Source organism: Psychrosphaera aquimarina, assembly GCF_032461525.1.
GTDB classification, from domain to species: Bacteria; Pseudomonadota; Gammaproteobacteria; order Enterobacterales; family Alteromonadaceae; genus Psychrosphaera; species Psychrosphaera aquimarina.
The window spans coordinates 505,652-518,018 of sequence record NZ_JAWCUA010000007.1 but is presented as its reverse complement, the minus strand read 5'-3'; the positions used below and the strand labels follow the sequence as shown (position 1 = coordinate 518,018).

General features: G+C 35.4%; 11 protein-coding genes and 1 pseudogene. 5 read left to right on the top strand and 7 right to left on the bottom strand.

The features are described 5' to 3' along the window. Positions 1–14: 14 nt before the first annotated feature. Entirely contained in the window at positions 15–974 is a 960-nt protein-coding gene (gene rlmF, locus RT723_RS08885) for a 23S rRNA (adenine(1618)-N(6))-methyltransferase RlmF (RefSeq protein ID WP_315946718.1), read from the bottom strand. A gap of 95 nt (positions 975–1,069) precedes the next feature. Further along, the gene (locus RT723_RS08880) at positions 1,070–1,690 is read right to left on the bottom strand and encodes a carbonic anhydrase (protein ID WP_315946717.1); all 621 of its coding nucleotides are present in this window, start codon (positions 1,688–1,690) and stop codon (positions 1,070–1,072) included. Positions 1,691–1,851: 161 nt separating this feature from the next. On the opposite strand from RT723_RS08880, the gene RT723_RS08875 reads away from it, so the two are divergent. Continuing rightward, positions 1,852–2,250: a PAS domain-containing protein gene (locus RT723_RS08875; protein ID WP_315946716.1), complete on the top strand. Its 399-nt coding sequence runs from the start codon at positions 1,852–1,854 to the stop codon at positions 2,248–2,250. Positions 2,251–2,287: 37 nt separating this feature from the next. On the opposite strand, the gene RT723_RS08870 is transcribed toward RT723_RS08875, so the two are convergent. The 4 genes and pseudogenes from RT723_RS08870 to RT723_RS08855 form a co-directional block, all read right to left on the bottom strand. After that, a complete protein-coding gene (locus tag RT723_RS08870) occupies positions 2,288–2,506 on the bottom strand; it encodes a hypothetical protein (RefSeq protein WP_315947180.1) in 219 nt (72 codons plus the stop codon). Between the two features lie 126 nt (positions 2,507–2,632). Continuing rightward, positions 2,633–3,369, bottom strand: a pseudogene (locus RT723_RS08865) (ATP-grasp domain-containing protein); the annotation flags it as partial. Positions 3,370–3,524: 155 nt separating this feature from the next. Then, on the bottom strand, positions 3,525–4,010 hold the full coding sequence (gene purE / locus RT723_RS08860) for a 5-(carboxyamino)imidazole ribonucleotide mutase (RefSeq protein WP_315946715.1): 486 nt from the start codon (positions 4,008–4,010) through the stop codon (positions 3,525–3,527). 138 nt (positions 4,011–4,148) lie between these two features. Next, entirely contained in the window at positions 4,149–4,490 is a 342-nt protein-coding gene (locus RT723_RS08855; protein ID WP_315946714.1) for a PBPRA1643 family SWIM/SEC-C metal-binding motif protein, read from the bottom strand. A 401-nt stretch (positions 4,491–4,891) separates the two neighbouring features. Here RT723_RS08855 and RT723_RS08850 point away from each other — a divergent pair, with 401 nt between their 5' ends. From RT723_RS08850 to RT723_RS08840, 3 genes are read left to right on the top strand one after another with little or no spacing between them, the layout of a single operon-like run. Then, complete coding sequence (locus tag RT723_RS08850) at positions 4,892–8,311, top strand: PAS domain S-box protein (protein ID WP_315946713.1); 3,420 nt, start codon at positions 4,892–4,894, stop codon at positions 8,309–8,311. 11 nt (positions 8,312–8,322) lie between these two features. Continuing rightward, the gene (locus tag RT723_RS08845) at positions 8,323–8,736 is read left to right on the top strand and encodes a response regulator (protein WP_315946712.1); all 414 of its coding nucleotides are present in this window, start codon (positions 8,323–8,325) and stop codon (positions 8,734–8,736) included. Beyond that, positions 8,733–9,653, top strand: a complete 921-nt coding sequence (locus RT723_RS08840) for a GGDEF domain-containing protein (protein ID WP_315946711.1) — start codon at positions 8,733–8,735, stop codon at positions 9,651–9,653. Before RT723_RS08845 ends, RT723_RS08840 begins: the two co-directional genes overlap by 4 nt. A gap of 64 nt (positions 9,654–9,717) precedes the next feature. Here the strand turns inward: RT723_RS08840 and ybaK are convergent, their stop codons facing one another. Continuing rightward, on the bottom strand, positions 9,718–10,212 hold the full coding sequence (gene ybaK, locus RT723_RS08835) for a Cys-tRNA(Pro) deacylase (RefSeq protein WP_315946710.1): 495 nt from the start codon (positions 10,210–10,212) through the stop codon (positions 9,718–9,720). 125 nt (positions 10,213–10,337) lie between these two features. Here ybaK and RT723_RS08830 point away from each other — a divergent pair, with 125 nt between their 5' ends. Next, positions 10,338–12,362: a RecQ family ATP-dependent DNA helicase gene (locus tag RT723_RS08830; RefSeq protein ID WP_315946709.1), complete on the top strand. Its 2,025-nt coding sequence runs from the start codon at positions 10,338–10,340 to the stop codon at positions 12,360–12,362. Positions 12,363–12,367: the final 5 nt, after the last annotated feature.

Here is a 12,367-nt window from a genome sequence, read left to right as displayed (position 1 = left end):
GCCCCTGTTGAATATTAGGCAGGGGAATTAAACCACTCATCTTGTTGTTCTTTGGTTAAAAACGACCAAGCGATAAATCGGCTAATTTTATTCCCTTGTCCCATATCAATAATTTTTATTTGCTTTGCCTTTGATTTTTTTAGCTCAGCTTGGATTATTTCTAGGTTATCTTTCTTTGAGATAAGACTGGAAAACCATACCACTTGTTGGCTGTAGTTAGAACTTTCACGCACCATCTTGCATACGAATTCAACCTCTCCACCATCACACCATAACTCATTTGCTTGGCCGCCAAAATTCAGTTTATCAGTGGATTCTGATTTACCTTTACGTGTTGCGGCTAAGTTATTTAATTTACGTTGGCTGCCTTTTTGTGCTTCTTCTGCGGATTTATGAAAAGGTGGGTTGCACATGGTAAACGCAAATTTATCTGTGCTATTAATCACACCTTTAAATATTTGATCTGGGTTGTTTTGACTACGAAGTTTAATTGCTTTTGTTAATCTTGGGTTTACTTTACACAATTGAGTCGCACAGTTAATAGATACTGGGTCGATATCACTGCCAACAAAACTCCACTTGTATTCAAATGAACCTATGATTGGGTAAATTAAATTGGCTCCGGTTCCAATATCTAGCCCTTTAATATTTTTACCTGTTGGAACTTCACCATTAAAGTGTGTTGCTAATAAATCAGCTAAATAATGGATGTAATCAGCACGTCCCGGTATAGGTGGGCAAAGGTATTGCTCTGGAATATCCCAAAAACGCAATTGGTAGAAGTGCAATAATAAGGCTTTGTTCAGTTGTTTAACTGCATCAGAAACGGCGAAGTCGATGGTAGAATTGCCAGCTTGATTGATACCAACGTATTGAGTTAACTCGGGGTTAACCTTACATAGTGTGGCAAAATCATAAGCCACACCATTAACGGCTTGATGACGGTTTCTTGGATGTAAGCGAGATTTGTTCATTTGAGTGTAACCATATCTTTTTAAGTAATTAAAACGTTCAAATAAGAATTTTTACACTCAATAGTTGAATAGTTATAGAAGCCAAGTCGAGGTTATTATAACGTAATAAACTCTTTAGTTTCGTCATTATATGATTCAACCACACCCGTTTTTATATTGTAAATCCAGCCATGTAAGTTCAACTGACCAGAGTTTAATTTTGCAAATACCGATGGGTGGGTTTTTAGATGGTGCAACTGTAATACAATATTTTGTTTGGTTAACTCGTCTAAGTGAGAGTCATCAAGGCCAGAAGGTTCACATTTATGCGAAAACTCTACCGACTCTTTTGCAGCTCTTACGTGATCGATCCATACTTTTACGTGAGGTAAATTTTTTACGTTCTCTGGGTGCATGGCCGCTTTCATTGCACCGCAATGACTGTGACCACAAATAATAATGTTTTTTACGTTTAAAACAGATACTGCATATTCTATTGATGCAGTCATGCCACCAGTTTCATTTGAGTGTGGTGGTACAATATTGCCAGCATTACGACAAATAAATAGTTCGCCGGGATCGGTTTGGGTAATTAAATTAGGATCAACTCGGGAGTCTGAACAAGTAATAAATAAAACATCAGGATCTTGGTTTACAGCTAACTCTTCAAAACGAGCTTGATGTAATGGGTAAATTAGTTTTTGAAATTGCTTTAAACCGTCGAGAATTTTTTTCATCTATTAGTTCCTAATTAGAGCTGATTTGAAACATTATAATTGTTTGAATTTGTTATAAATAGTTTTGTTATTCATATTTTGTATCTTAACTTACTGATCGGATGTGCATCTTTTCTAAAAAAAGTGTAAATTGATTAATTATTGTTCATCGGTAGGTCGGTATGCGCACCATTAATTACGATTTTAAAACTCAATTTGATAAAGAAGAATACGCTGTTGCAGCCACCGACGCTAAAGGTAATGTAATTAATGCCAATCAACACTTTTTAGCGTTAACAGGTTATACACTAGATGAACTAAAAGCGTTAGCTTATCAAGATATTACCGCAGAAGCGTGGACTATTTATGAAAACCATATGGTGATCAGGCATGTTTTCGCTGAAGGTTATGCATCGTTTCAAAAAGAATACGTTACCAAGTCCGGTGAAATTGTACCGGTTGAAATTGAGTTGTTTTTATTGGATGAGGTGAATAACGGAAAATTGGGGATATGGGCAAAAGTGAAAAAGATAGATGCACTATCAGATGAGTTTTTGGCGATAAAAGCGCAAAGTAGCTAATCGTCTTAATGATAAACGATTAGCTAAAACATTAGAGTCACTCTTTAATTTCTGCCAAATTTGTCGCTAATGACTCAGGCAAAAAATCATGAACTTGTCCAATCAATTTTTGTAATTCTTCCACAGAATCCGCCACTAAGTTAATGTGGCCCATTTTACGTTTTGACCTAACGGATTTGTCATACCAATGTAAATGAGCGTTATCTAGCTTTAATAACTCTGAACTTGGTTTAGGCTCACCAACATAATTTACCATCGCCACTAAATGCTGCGCACTTGTATCACCTAATGGTAAACCTGCCACCGCTCTAATGTGATTTTCAAATTGGCTAGCGGCACAACCTTGTTGTGTCCAATGACCTGAGTTATGGACTCTAGGCGCGATTTCATTGACTAATAAATGATCGCCAGTTTGGAATAGCTCAATCGCTAATACACCACAATAATTTAACGCTTCCGCAATTGTTTTATGAATGGCTTCGGCACGTTGCTGTAACTCAGGTGTTAAATTAGGGGCTGGCGCTAATGATAAGACAAGTTGACCGTCGCCATGGTGATTCTCTGTCAGCGGGTAATATTTGTGATCGCCATGTATATCAGTCACACCTAATAACGAGATCTCTTTTCAAACAAAATACATTGCTCTGCCACTAATGGCATATGTTCAAAATCGAAATCAACTAAATCGCCACACACAACTGCTAAATCTTGTTCTGAAAAAATACGCCATTGGCCATAACCGTCGTAACCGTCACGACTCGTTTTTAATATCAACTTAGGCCCTAAATTTTGATACGCATTTTGTAAGTCAGACACACTGTTTATTATTTGGTGTGGACAGTTGGGAATATTAAGCTTTTCTAATAGGGATTTTTCAACAATGCGATCAGCCCCAGCTAAAATAGCATGAGAATTAGGTTTGAATTTACCCGACTCTTCGGCCTGTTTGACTAAGTCTTTTGGTAAATGTTCAAATTCAGAAGTGATGGCTTTACAAGCTTCAAATGCTTGCTCCACGGTCAAATCTAACACTGTTTTATCGACTGCGTTAACACACACGCGATTAGTCGCATCTACGGCAATGATATTTAACCCTAACTGAGTTGAGCTTAAGTACATCATACGAGCGAGTTGACCATGACCTAATACAACTATTAAATCATTATCATTATTTAAATAAGAGGCATTACCAGTGAAAGTTTGAGTCATTTTAATACCGAAGTTGAATTGTAGTTAACTGAGCAAAATAGTTTCAATGATTGGTTAAATAAACCTTAGAAATCTAATTTATGATTATCTAACACATCTTGTGTCTGAGCGGCTCTAAAATCTTTGATTTTTTGCGTCACAATCGTGTCATTTAATCCAATTATTTGTGCCGCTAACAAACCAGCATTACCAGCCCCCGCTTCACCAATAGCTAAAGTACCAACTGCTACGCCTTTAGGCATTTGAACAATCGAATATAATGAGTCCACGCCACTTAATTTACTTGATTTTACCGGCACACCTAAAACAGGTATGTGGGTAAAAGCGGCAATCATGCCTGGAAGATGGGCCGCTCCCCCTGCACCTGCAATAATCACCTTGTAACCTTTTTCTTCGGCTGTTTCTGCGAACTCTTGTAACAAATGTGGTGTTCTATGGGCCGATACCACTTCTGCGTGATATTCAATGCCAAATGTATCTAACATTTCAGCGGCATGTTTCATGGTTGGCCCGTCTGATTTTGAACCCATAACAATTGCTACTTGTTTCATATTCTCATCTTCTAATTAATGTGATTTTGATTAAATGGAAAGGAACTCAACGGATTAAAATCTAGGGATACGTTAAGTTACTTTTTGTGTTGTGATCCTAACAAAAAACACGTTAAGGATCACCACAGAAATTTACTGTTATGCACAGCATTTTTTAAATTTAATCCCGCTTCCGCAATGACAAGGATCGTTGCGTTTTGGTAGTTGTTCAAAAGTAATGGGTTTGCTGATACTCAGTATAGTCGTTAGCTCTTCAATAGATTCAACCGCGTCATTTGCATTGTTAATGGTGATATTGGCAACTAAATTCGCTTCATCAACTAATGCTTGTACTTCTTGTTGGCTCTCAACAGAGGTGACTTGCAAGGTTAAAGGATATTTTTTAGTGCCTAACTTTTGGTTGGCTTTAGGGTTGAAACCATGATTTGTGTGATCAAGGCGTGCATCTTGACGACCTTTAAAGAAAAATTTATCTGACATATGTCACCTTTATATAATTTGGCTTTGAGGCTTTTATGGGATCACAAAAACATAAGCGCGGCATTATACATGAGTATTCTTTAATAAGTTGATTAGGGGGGAATCTTTCATTATTACAACCCAGACGGATATTTTTTGTATCCAGCCAGATTGGATACTTATATATTGTGGTTCTATTTAAGTGTCTGGTAACGAAGTTGGGGGGAACAAACCAACCAAGCCCTTCAGGTTGAGGTTAAGTTAGCCTATTTTTTTGTTATGGACTCACTTAAATAATCCATTATATCTCGATGTTTATGCTGCTATTAGGAATAATTTCTACTCAAGGCTAAGTAAAATGAAAGAGTAACTGCCCAGTTATTTAGCTAAATTCCACTGATATATAAAGATATAAAGCGCAAATGAAATCTTATGCTACTTTTACTATTATAGAAGTATTATCTGGCAGTCCCATGGATTTAGAGACTCATCAATCTGACACAATTAAATTTAAAAAACACTTTACCTTTATCTTATTAACTACGTTCATATTTATTATTTGTTTCGGCGTTTACACGTTTGAATTAGTTAGCCGTTTGTCTGATATCGAAAAGTCCGTACAGCAACACAATAATAAAATGATAAAAATTAATACTGGGATCTATAACCTCAACAAAGCTATGGGGTACGGTGGGTATATACACAACTTTAAAAATTACCTAATTCGAAATGACCAACAGACACTAAGTGAGTTATCGGTCAATATTCAAAGTTTTAAAATGGCCACTGAGCAATTATCCAGTTTGTTTACACAAAGCGATGAATTAGAAGCAATAAAAACCATAAATACGACTCTGGACAAATATCAATTAAACTTAGTTAAATTACAGCAGTTCAAAGATATCACCAACATTGAATATAAAGATCTAATAGTAAAAGTAGACGACCAAGAAGCCTTACAAGCAATTGAATTTTTAAGTGAACGAACAAAGACCCTCAATCAATCTCATCTTAAATTTACCGAACAATCGTTCGAAAACATTTCGCTTTGGATAATGGCTGGTATTTCAATTTTTTTATTTGCGATCTTCTTTGCCATATTCTTATTAAATGCAGTAAAAAAACTGAAATATGTGTATACCGACTTAGCCAAAGCATTACATGAAAGTGATTTATTAATAGCTAATTCTCCAGATGCTATGTTGAGTATTACAGAGGCTGGAATAATGGTCAGGTGTAATGAGCAATTAGAGTCTTTGTTTGGTTACACTAAAGATGAGTTATTGCAACAAGATATGTCAATGTTATTGCCACAGAATGTGAAACATAAACATCAAGCTCACTTAAACTCTTACTTCCATTCACCACACCGTCGTTTAATGGGGGAAGGGGTTAAACAATTATATGGTCAAGATAAGTATGGAAGGTTGATCCCAATAGAAGTCAGTTTAAGCAGTTCAGTTATATCTGGGGTGAAAATTAGTACCGCCACTATTCGAGATATTAGTGCTCGAATAGAAGCTGAAGATAAGTTGAAAATAGCAGTGGAACTGGCTGAGTCAAATTATCTGAAATTACAAAAAGCCCAAATTAGTTTAAATGAAAAACAGATGATCAATATCATGTTAAACAAGTTACCTTTTTGTACTTTGTTATTAGATGGGGGTAAGCTTTTAATAGTAAACGAAAAAGCGTTAATAGAAACAGGGTACTCGCAATTACAATTAGAGCAATTAGAGTTTGAACAATACATCAAAGTTGATGACGAAAAATATCGAAACACTCTGACAAATTTAATAAAAGGTAAACCGCAGACTAAAGACGAAAACTTAACCTTTTTAGGCACATTAGTTACAAACCAACTTGCTGTCATCCCAATTGAGATATACCTATCAACATATTTATATGATGAGCAACTCTTCACATTAATATCTTTTAAAAATTTAACAGAAATTAGGGTGATAGAAGAAAAGTTAGTGAATTCAGTAGAACGCTTCACCCGAGTTATTTCAGCTATAGAAGATGGTATTTGGGAATGGGATATTATTAACAATACAGTAGATTACTCACCTCAATTGATGAAAATTATAGGTCGAGAAAATGAACCCAATCCTGAATTTATTCATTGGTTTGATCATATCCACCCTGATTATAAAGATACAGTAAACACGGCTTTGTCTGCGCATTTAGAAACGAAAGAGAAGTATGAAGTTGAGTATCTAGGCTTAAATGAAACCGGGGAATATAACTGGTTCTTTAGTATTGGTGATTCCAGTTTTGATAAGAACAATAGGCCTGTCCTTATGTCTGGATCATTGCGAAATATTCACAATAAAAAGCTGTTAGAAATAGCGTTAATTGAAAAGTCTCAATTTTTAAATACTATTTACGAAGGCTCAAGTCATGCTATTTGGGTTTTAAATGTAGAAACAAATAATGAATTAAGAATAGTCAATTTTAATCGGGCTGCGTGCGCTAGACTTAGTGTTCAAGAGCAAGACGTGATCGATAAAACGCTATCAGAATTATCTTCTGTATTTGAAAGTACAAACTTATTAGACTTTGTCTCTCATTATTTAACCTGCATTAAATCTGCGAAACAAATCGATTATATCGAAAACTTACATTTTAACGACCAAAATGGGTGGTATAAAACGTCGTTATACCCAATAGCTAATGAGCAAGGTGAAGTCATAAAAGTGGTGGGAACCGCGATTGATATTACTGAGCAAAAGAGATCTGAAAAAGCGTTAGAAGATAACCAGTTGTTTTTAGAAAAAATACTAGACTCCACTGTATGTGGTCTTTATGTATTTAATTTTGACTTACAAAAAAATGTAACCATTAACCAAAGGTACACTGAGATCCTAGGTTATAACATGGATGAATTGAATCAAAACGAAGACTTTATGAGTTTATTTCATCCAGATGACTTACCAGCCGTAATTGAACATATGACAAAAGTTGCCGAATCTAAAAATGGTGAACTATATTCGTTAAAGTACCGATTTAAGAACAAAGGTGGAAGTTGGGTTTGGTGTTATTCATTTGACTGTATTGTTAAATACAATGAAAACAATATGCCATTACTTATGTTAGGCACGTTTGTAGATATCACAGAGCTCACCTTTCTTATGGAGCAATTACAAGAATCCAATGATTATTTAAAACGTTTTGCCTTTGTTGCAAGTCATGATCTCCAAGAGCCTTTAAGAAAGATAACTGCTTTTTCAAGCTCTTTAAAAAATAAACTAAAAACAGAAATAGAAAAAGACGACAGTATAGAGTTTGAGTTCTCAAGGTTAATTAATGCATCCGAGCGGATGCGTGAAATGATTAAAGATTTATTAAAATTATCTAAAATTAACAGTTCAGCTTTGGATATTAAGCAATGTTATTTGTCGGATATATTAAAACAAGTAGTGGATTTGCTAAGTCACTTAATTGAAGAGCATCAAGTTGAATTTCAATTAATTGACACAGACGTTAAATTATTTGTCGATGAAGGGTTAATGATCCAGTTATTTCAAAATCTAATGGCTAATAGCATTAAGTTTATGGATAAAGACGTTAAACCTATTATTCAAATTAGTAGTCATAAAAAAACGAACGACTTAATAATTAAATTTAAAGATAACGGTATTGGTATTGAAGATAAGTTTGCCGATCAAATATTTGAGCCTTTTAGGCGTTTGCATAATAAAGATCAATATAGTGGAAGTGGTATTGGATTGGCGTTATGTCGCCAAATCGTAGCAATCCATAATGGCACAATAGATTGCAGTCGAAATGTTAAACAGGGGGCTGTATTTATTATTACATTGCCTCAAGTAGTTAATTAATAGGATTCTAGATGTTTGACCTAATATTGGTAGAAGACGACTTAGACGATATTTATTTTTTTAAAATGGCATGTAATGCCGTTACACCAAAACCGAATTTAAAAACGTTAAACGACGGAACTGAGCTTATTCATTATTTAGAGCAAAACAGTGGCATAGGGAAAGTCATTTTACTTGATTTAAATATGCCACAAATGGGGGGATTAGAAGTATTAGAAAAACTAAATAAGTTACAAAAAGTTAATCAATTAATTATTATCACTTATACGACATCGGATCATGTCGAAGATATTAAATCTGCATATAAATTAGGCGTGAAGTCTTATTTGACTAAACCAGATAACTTAGAACAACTAACGCAGTTAGTGTCATCGTTGAACAAATACTGGTTTACATTCAATTTGGGCGTTAAGGAAACTGTATGAGAAGTGAGCTTACTATCTATTTACTAGAAGATAACAGTGATGATGTCTATCTGTTCAAGCAGTTATTAGAAAATGATAAAGCGATAAACTATTCCACACTAGAAACCGATAGTTTGGCTGGATTGAATAAACTTATTAGTGCAATCGTACCTGATATATTGGTTATAGATCTAAATATCAGTGAATCAGTTGGGTTGGAGACACTAATAGAAGTTCGTAAATTTAGTTTAGATATTCCTATCATAGTATTAACAGGTAATGATGATGAAATAGGTATTCAAGCCATTCAACTTGGCGCACAGGATTATTTAATAAAATCTGAAATAAACGCATCCACATTAAAACGAGCTATTCAATTTGCCAGAGAACGACTTATTTTATATAGCGCTTTAGGGCAATTAGCCACGCGTGATAAATTAACTATGCTGCATAATCGTGCGGCGTTTGATGAAAAATTAGAAGCGATAGAGTCTGATTTTTTACGTTATGAAATCAATTATTCAATATTGTTGTTGGACATTAATAATTTTAAACCGATTAATGACACATACGGTCACTTAGTAGGGGATAAAATTTTGCAGCACCTAGCTCACCGTTTGCAGATGTTTAATCGAGCGAATGATTTTGTGGGACGTTTTGGAGGCGATGAATTTATTTTGATAGTGCCCAAAGTGGATAACGATGAAAAACTGCAAAGTTTAATTTTGAATAAAAAGAAAGTATTAAATGGCCAATACGCAGTGCAATCTATATCAGGACAAATACTAAATATTCCTATTTCTGTCGCTATAGGTGGCGCCATTCGTGGAGTTAATGCTTTCAGCCCAAAAGAATTAATTAGTATCGCTGATTTAAACATGTATAAAGATAAAGAAATAAATGCTCAGCTAGAAAATAACAACAAGTTTACTGATTAATACCTAACTTCATATGTTCTGTCCAACTGCATAAAGACTTGGCATTAAGGCACTTTGAAAGTATTTATCTTTTATCTAAATTAGGTTTAGCTTGTTGGCTGAGTACAGCGGTTTTAGCATTTAACAGCTGGATTAATACTTTTGGGCATAACCCTATTTCTAATCCTCGTTTTCCAGCACTAACAAAGATAGTGTCATGTTGCAATGCTGAGCTATCAATGACAGTGACTAATCGCTTTTTTTGACCAAATGGACTAACACCTCCTAAAACGTATCCCGTGCTGCGCTCTACAACAGCAGGCTCTGCCATTACAACTTTTTTACACTTAATTGCTTTTGCCACATTCTTTAAATTCAATTGGTTTGATACAGGTACAATGGCTACGATAAGTTGGTTATTCTCCGAGTTCACTATTAAGGTTTTAAAAACTTGTTTGCTTGGTAGGCTTAGCTTTTCTGCTGCTTCTAATCCATAGGATTTAACATTAACGTCATGGTGATAATCAAGCACTTGATGAATGACTTTATTATTGTTTAAGTAATTGATTGCAGGTGTCATTAGGCATCCATTATTCGATTGTAATTAAACGAGTGCGATTAATTTAGCGCATTAGGCTTGGCATTTAAAGGGAATGAATTATACTGTTTTTGTTTACAGTTATTTGCAAAGCAGGGATGATCTTGATGAACCCAACATCGATAAAACAAACATTACAGCAATATTTTGGCTTTTCCGACTTCAGATTAGGGCAAGAGCCAGTCATTAATGCAATTGTTAGCGGTCGTTCAAGTGCTGCGATATTCCCAACAGGGTCGGGCAAGTCATTGTGTTATCAACTGCCTGCGTTGCATATGCCTAATTTAACGTTAGTGATTTCGCCTTTGTTAGCGTTAATGCAAGATCAGATCAGTTTTCTAAATAGTAAAAATATCCCTGCTGCCAGTATCGATTCTAGTTTGTCTCGTGATCAAGTTAATCAAATAATGCAGGAGGTGAGATCCGGGCAGATTAAAATATTAATGGTGGCGGTCGAACGCCTGAAAAACGAGCGTTTCCGTCATTTTCTACAAAGTATTTCTATTTCTTTATTAGTGGTTGATGAAGCGCATTGTATTTCGGAATGGGGGCACAATTTCCGTCCTGATTATTTAAAATTGCCACAGTATCAGCGTGACTTTAATATCCCACAAACTCTATTATTAACCGCAACGGCAACACCTCAAGTTATTCAAGATATGGCGAGTAAATTTAATATAGCGCCGCAAGATGTAACGGCAACAGGCTTTTATCGACCTAATTTAGATATTGGTGTTGCGGCCGTCAGTGATAAAAATAAGCTGTTTTATCTAGAAAATTGGTTGTTACATGAGGCCAGATACAAACCCGCGTTTAAACATAATATTCGTGATAAAAAAGACAAAACGGCCCAAATAGACCCAACAATAGTGTATGTGACATTACAACAAACCGCTGAATTAGTGGCTGCCTCTTTAGCTAAAGCTGGATTTAATGTTAAAGCCTATCATGCAGGGATGAACAGCGATGTAAGGCAGGATACACAAGCAAACTTTATGGCGGGCAATGTCGACATTATTGTTGCAACCATCGCATTTGGTATGGGGATAGATAAAAGTAATATCAGGCATGTTGTGCATTTTGACTTACCAAAATCAATAGAAAACTATTCACAAGAAATTGGCAGAGCCGGCAGAGATGGTGAAAAATCAGATTGTTTAGTGATAGTAAATCGAGACAACATCAGTGTATTAGAAAACTTTATATATGGTGATACGCCAGAGTATTCAGGTATCGAACATGTGCTGCAAGATATCAATCAAAATAAACAAAACGGTAAGTGGGAGTGTCAACTTTATACGTTATCCATGGAGTCGAATATTCGTCAGTTACCTTTAAAAACCTTATTGGTTTATTTAGAGATTCAAGGGTTGGTACAGCCAATGTACTCTTATTTTGCGGAGTATAAATTTAAATTGCTGGTGGACGAAGCGGCTTTATTATCAAACTTTAATGATGAACGTTTACGTTTTGTGCAAGCGATTTTACGCTATTCACAACGGGCTAAAACTTGGTGGACGGCTGACATAGACGGTATCTGTCAGCAATATCTAACAGACAACGCAAACACAGACCGTTCAAGAGTGATCAAAGCATTGGAATATTTTGATGAAAAAGGTTGGATAGAATTACAAGCTAAACAGATAACTGAAGTTTATCGAGTTAATGTTGAGCAAATTAACATCAGCCAACAAGCTCAAGATTTAGCTCAGTATTTTGAACAAAAACAACAAGCTGAAGTCGCTAGAATTCATAATATGTTGCAATTGTTTGAACAAAACCTGTGTTTAACCCATCAATTAGCGAGTTATTTTGGTGATGTAAACGTACCAGCACGATGTGGGCATTGCAGCGTTTGCTCGGGACATAAAATTGTTATTCCTGCACCAGCAGAAAAGCCAGTTATCGAAGCCCAACAGTTGATGGCGGCAAGTCATGAATTTGTAACTCGTTATCAAACCGCATATGCAAAAACACCAAGTTCGGTTTTAACCACGCGCTTTTTATGTGGAATAACCGCCCCAGTTTTTACAAAATTAAAAGCGAGGTCTATTTCTGGTTTTGCTCAGTTTGCCGAATATCCATACAGTTTGATAAATCAGCATTTACAAAACAACATAAGTCACACATAGAAGAT

What these genes read in the sequence shown, in the direction of transcription:
- rlmF (WP_315946718.1), bottom strand. Translation starts at nt 974, where the DNA reads ATGAACAAATCTCGCTTACATCCAAGAAACCGTCATCAAGCCGTTAAT.
- RT723_RS08880 (WP_315946717.1), bottom strand. Translation starts at nt 1,690, where the DNA reads ATGAAAAAAATTCTCGACGGTTTAAAGCAATTTCAAAAACTAATTTAC.
- RT723_RS08875 (WP_315946716.1), top strand. Translation starts at nt 1,852, where the DNA reads ATGCGCACCATTAATTACGATTTTAAAACTCAATTTGATAAAGAAGAA.
- RT723_RS08870 (WP_315947180.1), bottom strand. Translation starts at nt 2,506, where the DNA reads ATGGTAAATTATGTTGGTGAGCCTAAACCAAGTTCAGAGTTATTAAAG.
- purE (WP_315946715.1), bottom strand. Translation starts at nt 4,010, where the DNA reads ATGAAACAAGTAGCAATTGTTATGGGTTCAAAATCAGACGGGCCAACC.
- RT723_RS08855 (WP_315946714.1), bottom strand. Translation starts at nt 4,490, where the DNA reads ATGTCAGATAAATTTTTCTTTAAAGGTCGTCAAGATGCACGCCTTGAT.
- RT723_RS08850 (WP_315946713.1), top strand. Translation starts at nt 4,892, where the DNA reads ATGAAATCTTATGCTACTTTTACTATTATAGAAGTATTATCTGGCAGT.
- RT723_RS08845 (WP_315946712.1), top strand. Translation starts at nt 8,323, where the DNA reads ATGTTTGACCTAATATTGGTAGAAGACGACTTAGACGATATTTATTTT.
- RT723_RS08840 (WP_315946711.1), top strand. Translation starts at nt 8,733, where the DNA reads ATGAGAAGTGAGCTTACTATCTATTTACTAGAAGATAACAGTGATGAT.
- ybaK (WP_315946710.1), bottom strand. Translation starts at nt 10,212, where the DNA reads ATGACACCTGCAATCAATTACTTAAACAATAATAAAGTCATTCATCAA.
- RT723_RS08830 (WP_315946709.1), top strand. Translation starts at nt 10,338, where the DNA reads ATGAACCCAACATCGATAAAACAAACATTACAGCAATATTTTGGCTTT.